Raw genomic sequence first — 17,120 nt, 5'->3', positions numbered from 1 at the left:
CGGTCCTGATCCTTCCGCAGCGGGCTGAAAACAAAATGCGCAATCATACGCGCACTCTCGCTTGTCAGCCCTTATTTTTCAAATGCTTCAAAATGTTACCTGATCACGGCCTTGCGGTCAAAAAGCAATCCTTTTTGATGGCAATCAGCGTTTTCAAGGTACCCTGTAAACACCCAGTCCGCCAGATCATCAATCACCTTTGGCCCGTTCAGATCACGCAGCAACATATGATAGCCATGCTGATACACACAAATCGTTGCCGATCCCTTATCACGTCGGCCCTTGTTTGCCATAGCAGGCAGATCACCGACGAAAGATGCCATCACCGCAGGCGGAATAACCTGGTCATTGCGTCCTGACATTACCAGAACCGGTACATGCAAATCGCCCGCCCGCAACCGCGCCATATCCATTAAATCGGCAACGCCTGCCACCATATCAACCCGCACCGACGATAACATATGAGAATCCCGGCTGAGACGACGCAGCATTTCAATATTATCGGACGGCCAAATTTCAAGCCCGCGCCCCGAAACCGGCAACCACGGCAAACTGTGCGATAAAACCGCCAGCGGCATGGTTTGATACCACGGCATATCGGCCCGGTCCCACACCGCGGGCGACACCAGAATAACCCCGTCCAGCAATTGCGGGCGGCTTGCCGCGGTTATAATCGCCACCGCCGCCCCCATCGACACCCCGGTTAAATAAACAGGCGTGCCAGGGTAAAGGCTGTGCAATATCGTCAAGGCATCGCTGGCATCCTGCACCAGGCTGTTGGGTCCCGGCCAGAACCCGCGCGTTGGCGACCGGCCAAATCCGCGCTGGTCATAGGCATAAACCGCAACGCCAAGCCGTGCCAGCTGTTCACCCGCCTCGGCAAAGCCATTGGCATAATCGCCAAAGCCATGCAGGCCCAAAATAACCGCGTCAGGCGTGTCAGGTGGTTGTTGTGCCGTACCGGCAGCCGTAGACGCACCAGCAAGCGCGCCGGGCGTTGTGGCCTGCAATACCGGCAACCAGCGCTGCATCGCCAGCAAGGTGCCATCAATGGTGCGAAAAAACGACGGGGTGGTTGGCGGCGTATCGCGGGAAATGGCCTGATCCCCGGCCATAAACGATATCGTGGCCATAGGCGCCCCCGCCGGGCGTAACGACGGCGCACAGCCCGCCATCAGCAAAAGCATCACCGCAATAACGGCTCCGGCACCATTAATCGTACCGTTCGGAAAAAATGACGTTTTTAGCTGCGTTCGATTCATAATCCCGTAATCACCGATAAATCAGGCCGCTTAAAACAACAATCCCGGCAAGATGACATGATCTTGCCGGGATAAGTCGCAAAATTTTCGCGCTTTTCAGGCCGGTTGGCATTTTACCAATCCGTTAATATCAGGCGGCCCGTCCGGCGGCTCCTTCGGCCAGCGATTTGTTATTGGCGCGGGTCAGCATCAGGAAGATATCTTCCAGATCGCCTTCATCGGTCGAAAGGTCATTTATTTCCAAGCCACTGGCCTGAATCGCGCGCAAAATATCAGCCATGCTGTTTTCGCTGGGGCGATAATGCAGGGCAATCTGGCTTTCGCCCTTTTGTTCGGCACCCCACGGTTTCAGGGCATCGGGAATCGCCCCAATCGTGCCTTTCACCGTCAGGATCAGGGCTTTGTGGTCAATCCGCCGCAACAGGGTGTTTTTACCTTCATGGGCAATCACTTTGCCCTGGTTGATAATGGCGATTTCATCGCAAAGCTCTTCGGCTTCTTCAAGGTAATGCGTGGTCAGAACAATGGTGACGCCCGCCTTGTTCAGTTCCTTGACATAGGCCCACAATTGCTGACGCAGCTCGATATCGACACCGGCTGTCGGCTCGTCAAGAACCAGAACCGGCGGGTTATGCACCATCGCTTTGCCAACCAGAAGCCGGCGACGCATCCCGCCCGACAGCGAGCGCGCATACGAATCCGCCTTATCAAGCAAACCAATCGCATCAAGAATTTCATCGGTCCGGCGTTCGGCTTTGGGCACACCATACAGGCCCGCCTGCAATTCCATCGCCTGACGCGGACTAAAAAATGCGTCCAGATTCAGTTCCTGTGGCACGATCCCGATCGCACAACGCGCCAGACGCATCTCGTCAACAATGTCATGGCCCCAGATTTTTGCCGTGCCGCCACTTTTGGTGACAAGACCGGCCAGGATGTTGATAAAAGTAGACTTTCCGGCCCCGTTTGGCCCCAAAAGGGCAAAAAACGAGCCCCGGGGAATTTTCAGTGAAACGTTATCAAGTGCCAGCTTTTCGCCTTGCGCACTTTTATAGACCTTGGTCAGACCCTCGACCTCGATCGCATAATCGGGCATTGCATTCATAAATGCATGATCTCCGCTCTTTTCCACATCGCGCAATTGCGCTAAACCGATGCGGAAGTGTTGATTGAATATGCGCTATGGGTATCATCCCGGTCGAACCGGGGTCAATATCGGCGCGAACTGGGAACGAGATATATGAAGATCACCGAAGAAATTAAAGTCGGCAGCCTTAATATTGCCTGTGACGGCGGTAAAGGCCATCTGGGTCACCCGACCGTCTATCTCAATCTTGAGGAAAAAGGCGAGGTGGTTTGCCCCTATTGTTCCAAAAAATATATTCTCGACAAAACCCTCGCACATGCCGACCACTAAGGTCACCTGCCCTGGCAATGATCCTGCCTGACACTACATTCAGGTCTGCCTTTGCGGTTAATGTGTTCATCTGCCCGCCTCACCCGTCGCGGTAATGTTACTGCGGCCTATAAACGGGGACTATCCATGACGTCTGCTCCAACCTCGATAAACAGCTTTCGCTCCCTGCCCGACCCGGACGGGCATTTTGGCCAGTTTGGCGGACGTTTCGTCGCCGAAACCCTGATGCCGCTGATCCTCGAGCTGGAGCAAGCCTATAAGGACGCCAGGGAAGACCCCGAGTTTCGCAAGGAAATGGATTATTTCCTGAAATATTATGTGGGTCGGCCAAACCCGCTTTATTTCGCCCAAAGCCTGACCGAGCATCTGGGCGGGGCAAAAATCTATTTCAAGCGCGAAGACCTCAACCATACCGGCGCGCATAAAATCAACAATTGCATTGGTCAAATCCTGCTGGCCAAACGCATGGGCAAAACCCGCATCATCGCCGAAACCGGTGCCGGGCAGCATGGTGTTGCCACCGCCACCGTCTGTGCCCGTTTTGGCCTGCCTTGCACCATTTACATGGGGGCCAAGGACATTGAACGCCAGTCGCCCAACGTGTTTCGCATGCGTTTGCTCGGTGCCGAGGTTAAACCCGTTACATCGGGCTCGCGTTCGCTTAAAGATGCCATGAACGAAGCGCTGCGCGACTGGGTGACCAACGTTACCGATACTTTTTACATCATTGGCACCGTTGCCGGGCCGCATCCTTACCCCGAACTGGTCCGTGATTTTCAGTGTGTGATCGGCAACGAATCGAAGGCGCAAATCCTTGAAGCCGAAGGCCGCCTGCCCGACGAACTGGTTGCAGCCGTTGGCGGCGGGTCAAACGCGATGGGTCTGTTCCATCCGTTCCTGGATGACAAGGACGTTGCCATTACCGGGGTTGAGGCCGCAGGGCACGGTGTACATACCGGCCACCACGCCGCCAGCCTGACCGCCGGACGCCCCGGCGTTCTGCATGGCAACCGCACCTATTTGCTGATGGATGATGACGGCCAGATCAAGGAAGCCGATTCGATTTCCGCCGGGCTGGATTACCCCGGCATCGGCCCCGAACATTCATGGTTAAAAGACATCGGCCGGGTCAATTACGTGTCGATCACGGATAAAGAAGCCCTGTCGGCCTTTACCCTGTGTTCAGAAAAGGAAGGCATCATTCCCGCCCTGGAATGTGCCCATGCCATCGCGCAGATCATTAAGACCGCGCCAAAAATGAACAAAGACCAGATCGTTCTGATGTGCCTGAGTGGCCGGGGCGACAAGGATATCTTTACCGTGGCTGAAGCACTGGGAGTCAAACTGTGAGCGACGCAATCATTGGCGGCAAGGACCGCATCGCCAAACGGTTCGAAAAACTGCGCGCAGAAGATCGCGCCGGGCTGGTTACCTTTATCACCGCTGGCGACCCGGACCCGGAAACCTCGTTTGAAATTTTAAAATCCCTGCCCGCAGCCGGTGCGGATGTGATCGAACTGGGCATGCCTTTTACCGATCCGATGGCCGATGGCCCCGCCATTCAGGAAGCATCGAACCGGGCCTTGGCCGCAGGCATGCATATGCGCAAAACCCTGTCGCTGGTGCGCTGTTTTCGCGATCACGACCATGAAACACCCATTATTCTTATGGGGTATTACAACCCGATCTACATTTACGGCGTGAACGAATTTCTTGAAGATGCGCGCAATGCCGGGGTTGATGGCCTGATCGTGGTTGACCTGCCGCCCGAAGAAGATAACGAACTTTGCGTTCCCACCGTGGAAAAAGGCCTGAGCTTTATCCGCCTGACCACGCCAACATCGGATGATAAACGGCTGTCCAAACTGGTGCAAAACACCAGCGGCTTTGTTTATTATGTATCGGTTGCCGGTGTGACCGGGGCCGGATCGGCCACCAACGCGCAAATCATCGAGGCCATGGCGCGCCTGCGCCGCCACACCGATTTGCCAATTGCCGTTGGTTTTGGCATTAAAACGCCGTCCCAGGCTGCCGAGGTCGCCCGCGTGGCCGATGCGGCCGTCGTCGGGTCGGCAATTGTATCAAAAATAGCCGAAAGCCTTGACGAAAACGGCAAGGCCACCGATAACACCGCCCTTGTGGTCTCTGGTCTGGTACGTGAACTGGCCGATGGTGTGCGCAACGCCCGCAAATAATGTTGCCCACACCAGCAAGACCGATTTAGGCAAAACCGAGGATCAATATCCGATATGTCGTGGCTGACTGAATTCGTCCGACCCAAAATTCAGAAACTGGTTCGCCGCAGCGAAGTGCCGGAACATCTCTGGCACAAATGCCCGTCCTGCGAACAGATGATTTTTCATCGCGACCTGGCCAAGAACAACCATGTCTGCCAGCATTGCGGCCATCACATGCGGATTTCCGCCCGTGATCGCCTCGAACTGATGTTTGACAGTGGCAAATACCAAACCATCGAGTTGCCCTCGGTGCCGGTGGATCCGCTGCGTTTTCGCGATCAGAAAAAATACATTGATCGTTTGAAAACGGCTCAGGCCAAAGCAGAATTCAAAGACGCCCTGGCGGTTGCCCATGGCACCGTCGGCGGCCATGCCACCGTAATCGCTGTTTTTGACTTTTCCTTTATGGGCGGGTCAATGGGAACAGCGGTTGGTGAAGGCATTGTTTCTGCCGCCGAACTGGCGATTGTGCAAGATGCTGCGTTGATTATCGTTCCGGCATCGGGCGGGGCGCGCATGCAGGAAGGTATTTTGTCGCTGATGCAAATGGCGCGGACCACGGCCGCGATTGAAAAGGTCAAGGAAAAGGGCCTGCCCTATTTCGTATTGCTGACCGACCCGACCACGGGCGGTGTTTCGGCATCCTTTGCCATGCTGGGCGATATACAAATTGCCGAGCCGGGCGCGCAAATCGGCTTTGCCGGCCGCCGCGTGATCGAAAACACCATTCGCGAAAAACTGCCGGAAAACTTCCAGACAGCCGAATATTTGCTGGAACATGGCATGGTCGATATGGTGACACCGCGCAGCGAACTGAACGCGACCTTTGGCCGCCTGATCGACATGATCCGTCGTCCCAAACCCGGGGCATCGGTGGTGCCGATCAAGGATGGTAAAAAGGCCGATAGCAAAAACAAAGATGCAACTGCGGAAAAAGCTGACTGACCATGCAGGTGTCCACATCGCGAAGCAGTGCCATTCTTCACCGGTTAGGCCTGCTTCACCCCAAGATAATTGATTTATCCCTGGGGCGAATTGCAACCCTGTTGCAAAAGCTCGGCGATCCGCACCTGAAACTTCCGCCGGTTATTCACATTGCAGGTACCAATGGCAAGGGCTCGACCCTTGCCTATCTGCGCGCTATCTACGAGGCGGCAGGTCTGCGGGTTCATACCTCGACCTCGCCGCATCTTGTGACCTTTCACGAACGCATCGTGCTGGCAGGCAAACAGATTTCTGAAAAAAATCTGTGCGATCTGCTTGAAGAAGTCGAAACCATCAATGCCGGTGCGCAGATCACCTATTTCGAAATCACCCAGGCGGCGGCCTTTTTGGCCTATTCCCGGGTTGAAGCCGATGTGTTGTTGCTGGAAACCGGGCTTGGTGGCCGCTTTGATGCCACCAATATTTTGCCTAATCCCACCCTGTGCGTGATTACCCCGGTCTCGATCGATCATCAGGCATTTCTGGGCGACACGGTCGAAAAAATCGCCTTCCAAAAGGCCGGGATCATGAAACCCGGTGCGCCTTGTGTGATTGCGCCGCAGGTTTTACCGGCATTTGATGTGCTCACCCGCCATGCGGGCAAGGTTGGCACGCCGTTAATTACCAATTTTGCCATCACCGCCGAAAATGACGATGGCTTTGACATCCATATTGACGGCGAAGCTGTGCATTTACCCGCCCCGGCCCTGCCCGGGCGGCATCAATATATCAACGCCATGGTCGCCGCTGTTGCCGCACGCAGTGCCGGTATTGCCCCGGCGGGCGCTGATAACATCGATTTTGAAACAATATCCCGTGGTCTGAAAAATGCCGTTTGGCCCGCCCGGCTTCATCGCCTGCGCAAAGGCCCGATGTTTCGCATTTTGCCCGAAGGTGCCGAACTGGTTGTCGATGGCGGCCACAACATTGCCGCCGCCGCCGTAATTGCCGACTGGCTGGCGCGCAACCCGGTCGACGGGCAAACCGTGGTCATTATGGGCATGCTCAGCAACCGCGATGTCGGGGCCTTTTTAAAGCCCTTCGCCGCCCTGGTTGACGGGTTGGCAGGCGTTGTCATTCCCGGCGACGAACACCAGTCCCACAATGCCGCCGACATCGTCAGCGTGGCCAAGGAACTGGGTATTCCGGCGGTCGCAACCGATGGCGTTCAAACGGGTTTGTTGGTATTGCGAAACAAATTCCCCAACATCAAACGTGTGTTGATATTGGGCTCGCTGTATCTGGCCGGGCATGTTCTGGCCGACCATTCATAATTTATAATCCGTAAATGATAATCCCAATCCTTTCTGAGAATAGCTCGGAATAGGCTTGGTCAGGCACGACTATTACGCTGTGTTCGCCATGACAAACACGGGCCGCCACCAGCCCCCCCCTGCCTGAAGGCCGCCAGATCCGTTTTAATCACCCCGATCTCGCGCAATACATACCAGGCCGGGCACAATTTTTAATTCTGCGCAGGTTTATAGAAATATCACTGTAAAACAATACTCTAAATCATACCAACCAGTACGAATGTACTATATTTCGGGGATTTCAATGCCTTTGCGCGGGCCGTTTACGGGCGGATAAGAAGCCATCCTTCGGTTTGTGCAGCCCGGCCGGTTCGCATCATCGCTGCCTGATTTTGCGGCCGCCGACGCAACGGCTTTGCCGCCCCGCCGCGACGCCCGGTCTGCGGACTTGCCCCCCGACATACCCCCGGATCTTCCCCCCGACACGCCCGAGCCATCGGCCCCGCCCCGGCCCGGCCAATCTCCGTTCGGGGTGATATGATATCCCCGGCGCACCGACTTTCCCGACAGCCAGGTATAGGCAACAACATATAAAATAAATCCGCCCACCCCGATGGTCAGAGTCAGAAATTGCAGGATCGGCAAAAAACTGCCAAACATGCCAGCACCGCCATAAATCATGAAAATGCACACAGCGGCCACCGGGGCCAGCGCCATAAAAAACAAGCCCCGCACCTTGTGGCGGATCGGGCGGTAATGCATCAGCATCAGATAAAACAGATGCATCAGGGTCACAAAGACCAGAAGCTTGATCACCAATAAAAACTGCGCCCCGTTTGACAGGGTCTGATTGCGGTCGTAAATGCCAAACGCCACAAATAATCCATGCAGCGCACCGCCAAAAAGCAGCAGCGTTAAAAAAGCCCGCACTAATGGTCCGCGCGAAAACCAGCTTTCACCGCGCGCACGTTTGGCCTTGGCGCGGTCCTTTTTTTCGGCTTTGGCGGCTTTTTTGCTGTTTTTACGCCGGGTTTCCAGTTTCATGTCGTCGTGAAGGTCGCGTGTTAACCCTGCCGCCTCGACACCTTTGCCGAACGGTTGATAAACGGGCTTTTCGCCGCGCCGGTTTACCGGTTTTTGCTCACGCCTGACCACTTGGCTCAAATCCCTGCCGTGCATGTTGCGTATGCTACACACCAAAACATAACAAGCCTAACCCGTTATTGTCAGCACAAAGCGATGTGTTGGACAATTCGGTGTCACCCTACTCGACTTCGCCCGCCTTATACGGCATTCTGCGGGCCACCCAATTCATCGAGAAAAACGAGCATCCATCGTATGACCGATTCTGCCCAGCCCCTCCGCCGCGTCGTCCTTGTTGACGGGTCCGGCTTTATTTTCCGCGCGTTTCACGCCCTGCCCCCCATGAGCAGCCCGGACGGCATCCCCGTCAATGCTGTTTACGGGTTTTGCACCATGCTGATGAAACTGCGCGAAGATACCCGCCCCGATCATATGGCGGTTATTTTTGATACCAAGGGCAAAACGTTCCGCAACGATTTTTATCCGGCTTACAAAGCCCACCGGCCGCCGCCCCCCGAAGAACTGATCCCGCAATTTGGCCTGATCCGCGATGCGGTACGCGCCTTTAACCTGCCATCCATCGAGCTTGAAGGGTTCGAAGCCGACGATCTGATCGCCACCTATGCCCGCCAGGCCGAGGCACAGGGGGCCCACGTCATTATTGTATCATCGGACAAGGATTTGATGCAGCTGGTGACCGACCGGGTGGAAATGTTTGATGCGATGAAAAACCGCACCATTCGCGCCGCCGAGGTCATGGAAAAATTTGGCGTAGCACCAAACAAGGTGATTGATGTTCAGGCGCTGGCCGGTGATGCGGTGGATAACGTACCTGGCGTGCCCGGCATTGGGGTTAAAACCGCCGCCCAATTGATTGATGAATATGGCGACCTTGATAGCCTGCTCGAACGGGCAGGCGAAATCAAACAGCCCAAACGCCGTGAAAAGCTGATCGAAAATGCCGATCTGGCCCGTATTTCGCGCGATCTGGTGACCCTTAAAACCGATGTGCCGGTCACCCACCCGGTCGATGATTTTGACCTGCTTGAACCCGACCCCGATGTGTTGCTGGCCTTTATCGCCACCCATGGCTTCAAATCGCTGGCCGCCAAGGTTAAGGCCAAATACAGCGGCACGGTTGATGCCAATGGCCTGACCGAGGCTGGCACCGGTGTCAATGATGTCAGTGTGACCAAGGCCCAATACGAACTGGTGCAGGACGAAGAACGGCTGAAACACTGGATCGCGCAGGCCGATTATGAAGGCACGCTGGCGGTTGATACCGAAACCACCTCGCTTAATGCCCATCAGGCCAAACTGGTTGGTATCTCCATTTCCATTAAACCGGGCGAGGCCTGCTATATCCCGCTGGGTCATGGCCTTGGTGATGATGACGTCGCGCCGGTTGCAACCGGTGCCGCACAAGGCGGCTTTGACTTTGACAGCGAGCCAAAAGAAGCCGCCCCGGCCAAAGACATTCCCAAACAAATCCCGCTTAAGCGCGCGATCGAGCTTTTGAAACCGCTGCTTGAAGATCGCGGTATTTTAAAAGTCGGCCAGAACATCAAATACGACAAAATCATTTTTGCCCGCTATGGCATCGATGTCGCGCCGATTGATGACACCATGGTGCTGTCTTATGTGCTTGATGGTACCAGCCACGGCCATGGCATGGACGAATTGGCCGATTTGCATCTGGGTTATAAAACCATCAAATTTGCCGATGTCGCCGGTTCTGGCAAAAAACAGATCACGTTCGATCAGGTACCACTCGACAAGGCGCTGGATTACGCCGCCGAGGATGCCGATATTACCCTGCGTTTGCACCGGATTCTAAAGCCCCGCATCGCGCAGGAACATATGGCCAGCGTTTACGAAACACTGGACCGGCCGTTGGTGCCGGTGCTGGCGAAAATGGAAGGCATTGGCGTAAAGATTGATGCTGATATTTTACGTAATCTGTCGTCCGACTTCGCCACCCGCATGGCCGTTTTGGAAAAAACCATTCACGAAATGGCGGGCGAACCTTTCAATCTGGGCAGCCCCAAGCAGTTGGGCGAAATCCTGTTTGAAAAAATGAGCCTGACCGGCGGCAAAAAAACCAAAACCGGTGCCTGGCAAACCGGGGCCGATGTGCTGGAAGGGCTGGCCGCACAGGGCCACGACCTGCCTGCCCGCATTTTGGACTGGCGCCAGCTTTCCAAACTCAAAAGCACGTATACCGACGCACTGGCGACCCATATCAACCCGAAAACCGGGCGGGTTCACACCAGTTATGGCCAAACCAATGTTAATACCGGTCGTTTGTCGTCGAACGAGCCGAATTTGCAAAACATCCCGATCAGAAGCGAGGAAGGCCGTAAAATTCGCACAGCCTTTATCGCCGATAAGGGCTGCAAGCTGATATCGGCCGACTATTCGCAAATCGAGCTGCGCCTGTTGGCCCATGTTGCCGAAATCGATGCCCTGCGCACCGCCTTTAAAAACGGCGAGGATATTCACGCCTCGACCGCATCCAAGGTGTTTGGTGTGCCGATTGAAGGCATGGACCCGATGGTGCGGCGCAAGGCCAAGGCGATTAACTTTGGCATCATTTACGGCATTTCGGCCTTTGGTCTGGCAAACCAGCTGGGCATTCCCCAAAAAGAAGCCAAAGCCTTTATCGAAGCCTATTTCGAGATTTACCCCGGCATTCGCGATTATATGGAACGGGCCAAGGATTTTGCCAAAACCCACGGCATGGTCCGCACCCTGTTTGGTCGGAAAATTTACATCAATGGCATCAATGATAAAAACGGCATGCGGCGCAGCTTTGGCGAACGGGCCGCAATTAACGCCCCGATTCAGGGCGGTGCGGCCGACATCATCAAACGCGCCATGATCGCGGTTCCCGATGCCCTGACCGACGCCGGGCTTAAAACCCGCATGTTATTGCAGGTCCACGATGAATTGATTTTTGAAGCGCCGGATGACGAAGCCGAACGGGCGGTAAAAGTCATTCGCGATGTGATGGAAAATGCCGCCCACCTGACCGTGCCGTTGATCGCCGATGCCGGCATTGGCAATAGCTGGGCCGACGCCCACTAATCAAAAAATTCGGTAACCGGTGCAAAACAACAATAAAGCCCCAGCGAAATAATCCTTCGCTGGGGCTTTGTCTTGGCCGACTGACAAAAAACGGGGCGGCAACGCCTGCAGCCCCGAATGTTAAACACTTATCAGCAGCTATCGCCGGTGATTATCCGGCCTGTTTACAGCCCCAGAATATCCTGCATCGAATACAGCCCGGCATCCTTGCCAAACGCCCATTTGGCGGCCCGCACAGCACCTTTGGCAAACACTTCGCGTGACGATGCCTTGTGGGTAATTTCAATACGTTCGCCGTCGCAGGCAAAAATAACAGTATGCTCGCCCACCACATCGCCGCCGCGCAGGGTGGCAAAGCCAATGGCACCATCTTCGCGTGCGCCGGTATGCCCGTCGCGCGACCGTACGGCCACATCATCCAATGCCACACCGCGGCCCCTGGCGGCGGCTTCACCCAGCCCTAATGCCGTGCCCGATGGCGCATCAACCTTGTGTTTGTGGTGCATTTCCACAATTTCAATATCGGCGGTTTCCTTATCAAGGATCGCAGCAACCTTTTCGACCAGGGCAAAGGCCAGATTAACGCCGACACTCATATTCGGGGCAAAAACAATCGCGGTTTTTTGCGCCGCCTGTTTTAATTCCGCTTTTTGATCCGCCGACAGGCCGGTGGTGCCAATCACCAGAACCGTTCCGGTTTCGGCGGCCAATGCCGCATGTTTCATCGTGGCGGTCGGGGTGGTGAAATCAATCACCGCATCAACCTCGCCAAACAGGGCTTTGGGATCATCGCCAATGGCAATGCCGCATTCTTCCAACCCGGCAATCAGGGCAATGTCCTTGCCAACAAACGAACCACCCGGCACATCCGTGCCACCGCCAATGTCACAGCCTTTGGTTTTGGCCGTTTCCACAACCAGCATCCGTCCCATACGTCCGGCACATCCGACAATCCCGATCTTCATTCTGGCCTCCCAAAGGCAAATTCCATCCAATATGATGTTTGCTTTAGCACATCACATGACACGATGAAATGACAGGAACCGCGCAGAAACGACCATCCCTGCAAAAAGGGTGGCGCGTATGGCACTACCCCGTTTCTGTCCAACGGACCGTGTTTTTAAAACCGCGACCGGTTTGATCGTTTAAGAATGCTCCTCTCCTGATGCTTCCTTCGCAGCCAGCCAGACACCGTCAAGTTCGGCCACAACTTCCGTGGTCAGGGTAACAGCCGACGCTGCAATATTTTCATGCAAATGTGCCAACGAAGACGTGCCGGGAATAAGCAAAATATTCGGCGCACGCTGTAACAACCAGGCAAGGGCAACCTGCATCGGCGTCAGGTTCAGGCGGGCGGCAATATCGGATAAAATCTGCGATTGCAGCGGCGAAAACCCGCCCAGCGGGAAGAACGGCACATAGGCGATATTCTGCTTTGCCAGATCATCAATCAACGCATCATCATGGCGGTGCGCCAGATTATACTGGTTTTGCACACAGGCAATATCGGTAATTGCCTGCCCTTCGCGAATTTGCGTTGGCGTCACGTTGCTAAGGCCCAAATGCCGGATCAGCCCCTGCTTTTTCAAATCCGCCAACACCGAAAACGGTTCAGCGATGGAGCCCTCTGCCGGGCCGTGCAAACCGTGCATGCTGCGGAAATTAACCACATCAAGCGCCTCAAGGCCCAAATTGCGCAAATTATCATGCACCGCAGCGGTCAGCTCATCGGCTGACAATGCCGGTATCCAGCCGCCCTTTTCATCGCGCCGCGCGCTGATCTTGGTCACAATCAGCAAATCATCAGCATAAGGATGCAACGCCTTTTTAATCAGCTGGTTGGTCACATGGGGGCCGTAAAAATCGCTGGTATCAATATGGTTGATCCCGGCCTCACGGGCGGCGCGCAGCACATTAACTGCCCCCTCCGGGTCGCGCGGCGGGCCAAAAACACCAGCGCCTGCCAGTTGCATGGCCCCATATCCCATCCGTTTTACGCTATGGCCGGCAATTTCGAATGTGCCCGACTGTTCAATAATAGACATGTGAAACCTCCTTTGTGGCTCCCCCAAAGCTAGTCCTTGCCATGCTGATCGACAATCAGGCACAATCAGAACAACTTGTACGGATATCTGAACAATGAATATCGATCTCGGCGAATTGAATGCTTTTATCACGGTTGCCCGTGCCAATGGCTTTCGCGAAGGTGCGCGGCTTAGCGGCGGCAGTGCATCTGCGCTTAGCGATGCCATTCGCCGCCTTGAAACCCGCCTTGGGGTGCGGTTGTTTAACCGGACCACCCGCAACGTTTCACTGACCGAGGCAGGTTCAAGCTTGCTTGAGCGGCTGGCACCTGCCCTTGGCGAAGTTGAAAATGCGCTTGATGTGGTGAATGGCTATCGCGACCGCCCGGCAGGAACATTACGCCTGAATATACCGGTCAGTGCTGCGCGGCTGGCATTGCGCGAAATCATCCCGGCCTTTCTCGCCCGTTATCCTGATATCCTGCTTGAAGTCATTACCGAGGAAAGTTTTGTCGACTTGATGGCAGCGGGTTGCGATGCCGGCATTCGCTATGACGAACGGCTGGAACAAGACATGATCGCCCTTCCGATTGGCCCTCGCAAACAGCGTTTTGCCGCCGCCGCGGCACCGTCCTATCTTGCGCAACACCCAACCCCGCAACATCCAAAAGACCTTTTAAACCATGCTTGTATTCGCGGTCGCTTTGCCAGTGGCGCAATGTTTCCGTGGGAATTTGAAAAAGACGGCGAAACGGTTGAGGTCGCCGTAAACGGCCCCTTCATCATGCGGCCCGGTGGCGGAACCGATCTGGCCGTTGATGTCGCCAAAGCCGGCATCGGCATTATGTATCTGTTTGAAGGCTGGCTTCAGCCTTATTTTAACGACGGATCACTGGTTCCGATCCTGCAAGACTGGTGGCCATCCTTTCCCGGTCCCAAACTTTATTATCCGGGGCGGCGGCTGGTGCCCTCCCCCTTGCGCGCCTTTATCGATTTTGTCCGCGCCTGGCCTGTGTCACCTGCTGCCCGCGAATTATAAAATCCCGCCTCTGATAATCTGGTTTATTCCTCGATATGGACATGCCCAAAGCGCTGCGCTTCGGCGGGGTAATCCAATAGTCGCCGGTCAAAGTCGGCGGCAATATCGGCCAGGGTAACGGTTGCAAACCGGTCCAGCATCAGGGCCTGTGCCTCACCCAGTGTGTCGTCAATCGCGCTGTTGACTGCTTTTTCCACCAGACAATCGGGGTCATCCTGCGCATTGCCAATGGCAAATAATGGCGGTTCGCCCAAGGCGGCATAAATGTCGCGCAGGCTGATATCGGCCAATCCCCGCGCCAGCCGCCAGCCGCCGCCATGCCCCTTTTCCGACGTCACCAGTCCCGCCTTGCGCAATCCCCCCAATGTCCGGCGCACAACAACCGGGTTGGTGCGCAACATGGCGGCAATTTCGTCGGACGTTGCGTGTTTGCGATGGCGATCCAGATGGATCAGCACATGCAACATCCGCGAAAGACGATGGTCCTGTCGCATCGGGGTCACTCTCCTGGCTGGTTGTTGGCGCTTTCTAGCAAATTTCATCACACGTAACAAACAAAGTTACAAATTTTCTTGACGAGTTCCTTTTACCCCGGTTATGAAACTTCATAAGTTACATAAAATATCGCGGTTATTTTGATCCGCAAATTCACCCTTGAAAGGACGCGTCATGGAATACGATTACGGTGTCTATGATTACGATGTCATTGTCATTGGCGGCAGTTTTTCCGGTATGTCTGCCAGTTTGCAACTGGTTCGCGCCCGCAAAAATGTTCTGGTGCTTGATGGCGGTTTGCCCCGCAACCGCTTTGCCAAGGCCTCCTACGGTTTTCTGGGGCAGGATGGCCGCGCGCCCAACGACATCCTCGCCGATGCCCGTGCCCAGCTTATGAAATACCCTACGCTCAGCTGGAAAAACGACCTTGCCATTACCGCCCGGCGCAGCGGTCGCCTGCTTGAAGTTGAAACGCAAGATGGCCTTAAATTATCGGCCCGTGCCCTGATCCTGGCCACCGGCGTTACCGACACCCTGCCCGATATTCCCGGTATCGCCGAACGCTGGGGCGGGTCGGTTTTTCATTGTCCCTATTGCCACGGCTACGAGCTAAACCAGCAAGCAATGGGCGTTCTGGCAAGCTCGGCACTGGCCATGCATCAGGCCTTGATGCTGCCCGACTGGGGCCCGACCACCCTTTTTCTCAATAACGCGTTTGATCCCGATGAAACCCAACTGTCCCAACTCGCACGCCGCCATGTCACGCTGGAACGCACACCCGTTCGCAAAATTACCGGCGATAAGGCCACAATGATCCTTGAAGATGGCCGCCAAATCCACCTGGCCGGTCTGTTAATTCAAACCCGCACCGATGTCACAAGCCCGCTCGCACAGCAGCTTGGTTGCACATTTGCCGACGGGCCTCTTGGCGCCTTTATCCAAACCGACGCCATGATGGAAACATCCATTCCCGGCGTGTTTGCCTGCGGCGACAACATGCTGGGTGCGGGGGCGGTGGCGCTGGCTGTGGGCAATGGCGGTCGTGCCGGTGCCGCCGCCCACCACTCGCTTATGTTCTGGGATGATGCGTAAAAACGACCCCCACAAGGCGAATGAAACGCCCGCACCAAAAATTGCAACGGCCCCGAAAATGAACTGCCCCCGAAAGTTGGACATCAACCTTCGGGGGCTTTTATGTTTAAAGTCACAATTATCGACTAATATTGCCCTATCCAGTCATTCACATTCGGATCAATAGCCACCGCCATGCCGTATTATCGTCAAAATGAAAACGCCCCGGACGCTTATGATGATGCTGACGGCACGGATGGCGCTGATTTCTCGCCCGAGGAAGTACCTCGCGCTGTTGTCGCCATTGGCGGCGAAATGGTTACCAAGGGAATGGAGCTGGCCATTCATGCACACCGCAAAGCCCAGCTTGTTCTGACCCTGCGGGGCGTCGTTAAGTGCGAGGCAGACCAAAGTGTCTGGATTGTACCACCACGCTGTGCGGTGTGGATTCCCGGTAGCATGACGCACAGCGTTTCCTTCGCCGGAAATGTCGAGGTCTATTGCCTGTTTGTGGAGCCCGATACCGCAACGGTATTGCCTCACCATTGCTGCACCCTGTCGATCTCGCCCTTGCTGGAGCATTTGATCATGCACGCCACCCGCATGCCCGTGATGTACGATATAGACGGCACCGACGGGCGTCTGGCCACAGTGTTACTTGACCAGCTCTCGTTGGCACCGGTTGAAAAGCTGAACTTCCCGATGCCGGTCAATGCCAAGCTGCGCAAACTCGCCAGTGCAATGATGGCCAATCCATCCGACCGCGCAACAATCAACGATTGGGCGCAGCGTTTGGCCATTGCTCCGCGCACCTTGACCCGTACCCTGCAACGCGAAACAGGTATGAGCTTTGGCCGCTGGCGCCAGCAACTCCACATCCTCACGGCATTGCAGCGCCTTGACCAGGGGGCATCGGTCCAGAACGTAGCACTTGACCTTGGCTATGAGGGTGCAAGCGCCTTTGTTACCATGTTCCGCAAGGCATTGGGCAAACCCCCGGCACGATATCTGGCGGACCGCCGTGCCGCTATATGAACCAGATGCCATGCGCACATGGCTCCTGAAAACCCATTGACCATAAATAGCAATATTTTGTCACTTTTTCCTAATGTAGTCACATCATGGAAAACGTATTTTGGCCCTGACACCGATCGACCCGGCTTCAATC

General features: G+C 55.3%; 15 protein-coding genes. 9 read left to right on the top strand and 6 right to left on the bottom strand.

Features of this window, described 5'->3' with window-relative positions; genetic code table 11:
* Positions 1-95: 95 nt before the first annotated feature.
* Both TMES_RS01320 and TMES_RS01315 read right to left on the bottom strand, forming a co-directional pair.
* The gene (locus tag TMES_RS01320) at positions 96-1,262 is read right to left on the bottom strand and encodes an alpha/beta hydrolase (protein WP_245835159.1); all 1,167 of its coding nucleotides are present in this window, start codon (positions 1,260-1,262) and stop codon (positions 96-98) included.
* 130 nt (positions 1,263-1,392) lie between these two features.
* Entirely contained in the window at positions 1,393-2,367 is a 975-nt protein-coding gene (locus TMES_RS01315; protein WP_085578689.1) for an ABC transporter ATP-binding protein, read from the bottom strand.
* 135 nt (positions 2,368-2,502) lie between these two features.
* Here TMES_RS01315 and TMES_RS01310 point away from each other — a divergent pair, with 135 nt between their 5' ends.
* The 5 genes from TMES_RS01310 (at position 2,503) to TMES_RS01290 (ending at position 7,174) form a co-directional block, all read left to right on the top strand.
* Positions 2,503-2,679, top strand: a complete 177-nt coding sequence (locus TMES_RS01310) for a zinc-finger domain-containing protein (RefSeq protein WP_085578687.1) — start codon at positions 2,503-2,505, stop codon at positions 2,677-2,679.
* Positions 2,680-2,805: 126 nt separating this feature from the next.
* A complete protein-coding gene (gene trpB / locus TMES_RS01305) occupies positions 2,806-4,029 on the top strand; it encodes a tryptophan synthase subunit beta (protein ID WP_085578685.1) in 1,224 nt (407 codons plus the stop codon).
* A complete protein-coding gene (gene trpA / locus TMES_RS01300; protein ID WP_085578683.1) occupies positions 4,026-4,874 on the top strand; it encodes a tryptophan synthase subunit alpha in 849 nt (282 codons plus the stop codon). Before trpB ends, trpA begins: the two co-directional genes overlap by 4 nt.
* Positions 4,875-4,928: 54 nt before the next feature.
* A complete protein-coding gene (accD, locus tag TMES_RS01295) occupies positions 4,929-5,861 on the top strand; it encodes an acetyl-CoA carboxylase, carboxyltransferase subunit beta (protein ID WP_085578681.1) in 933 nt (310 codons plus the stop codon).
* Positions 5,862-5,863: 2 nt separating this feature from the next.
* The gene (locus tag TMES_RS01290) at positions 5,864-7,174 is read left to right on the top strand and encodes a bifunctional folylpolyglutamate synthase/dihydrofolate synthase (protein WP_143589500.1); all 1,311 of its coding nucleotides are present in this window, start codon (positions 5,864-5,866) and stop codon (positions 7,172-7,174) included.
* A gap of 264 nt (positions 7,175-7,438) precedes the next feature.
* Here TMES_RS01290 and TMES_RS01285 read toward each other — a convergent pair whose 3' ends face one another.
* Entirely contained in the window at positions 7,439-8,308 is an 870-nt protein-coding gene (locus tag TMES_RS01285; protein WP_085578679.1) for a hypothetical protein, read from the bottom strand.
* 183 nt (positions 8,309-8,491) lie between these two features.
* Between TMES_RS01285 and polA the strand changes: the two genes are divergently transcribed.
* Positions 8,492-11,323, top strand: coding sequence for a DNA polymerase I (polA, locus tag TMES_RS01280; protein ID WP_085578677.1), 2,832 nt, complete (start codon positions 8,492-8,494; stop codon positions 11,321-11,323).
* Between the two features lie 164 nt (positions 11,324-11,487).
* On the opposite strand, the gene dapB is transcribed toward polA, so the two are convergent.
* Both dapB and TMES_RS01270 read right to left on the bottom strand, forming a co-directional pair.
* Entirely contained in the window at positions 11,488-12,288 is an 801-nt protein-coding gene (gene dapB, locus TMES_RS01275; protein WP_085578675.1) for a 4-hydroxy-tetrahydrodipicolinate reductase, read from the bottom strand.
* A gap of 180 nt (positions 12,289-12,468) precedes the next feature.
* Positions 12,469-13,368 (bottom strand): aldo/keto reductase family oxidoreductase, encoded by a 900-nt coding sequence (locus tag TMES_RS01270; protein WP_085578673.1) that lies wholly within the window; start codon positions 13,366-13,368, stop codon positions 12,469-12,471.
* A gap of 94 nt (positions 13,369-13,462) precedes the next feature.
* Here TMES_RS01270 and TMES_RS01265 point away from each other — a divergent pair, with 94 nt between their 5' ends.
* Positions 13,463-14,386, top strand: a complete 924-nt coding sequence (locus TMES_RS01265; protein WP_085578671.1) for a LysR family transcriptional regulator — start codon at positions 13,463-13,465, stop codon at positions 14,384-14,386.
* A 23-nt stretch (positions 14,387-14,409) separates the two neighbouring features.
* Here TMES_RS01265 and TMES_RS01260 read toward each other — a convergent pair whose 3' ends face one another.
* The gene (locus TMES_RS01260) at positions 14,410-14,880 is read right to left on the bottom strand and encodes an Rrf2 family transcriptional regulator (RefSeq protein ID WP_085578669.1); all 471 of its coding nucleotides are present in this window, start codon (positions 14,878-14,880) and stop codon (positions 14,410-14,412) included.
* A 175-nt stretch (positions 14,881-15,055) separates the two neighbouring features.
* On the opposite strand from TMES_RS01260, the gene TMES_RS01255 reads away from it, so the two are divergent.
* Together TMES_RS01255 and TMES_RS01250 are read left to right on the top strand one after the other, a co-directional pair.
* On the top strand, positions 15,056-15,973 hold the full coding sequence (locus TMES_RS01255) for an NAD(P)/FAD-dependent oxidoreductase (protein WP_085578667.1): 918 nt from the start codon (positions 15,056-15,058) through the stop codon (positions 15,971-15,973).
* Between the two features lie 174 nt (positions 15,974-16,147).
* Positions 16,148-16,987 (top strand): AraC family transcriptional regulator, encoded by an 840-nt coding sequence (locus TMES_RS01250; RefSeq protein WP_085578665.1) that lies wholly within the window; start codon positions 16,148-16,150, stop codon positions 16,985-16,987.
* The last annotated feature ends 133 nt before the right edge of the window (positions 16,988-17,120 follow it).

Origin of the sequence: Thalassospira mesophila (assembly GCF_002115755.1) — a bacterium.
Lineage (GTDB): Bacteria > Pseudomonadota > Alphaproteobacteria > Rhodospirillales > Thalassospiraceae > Thalassospira > Thalassospira mesophila.
The sequence above is the reverse complement of the archived record's forward strand: the minus strand, read 5'-3'. Positions and strand labels throughout refer to the sequence as shown.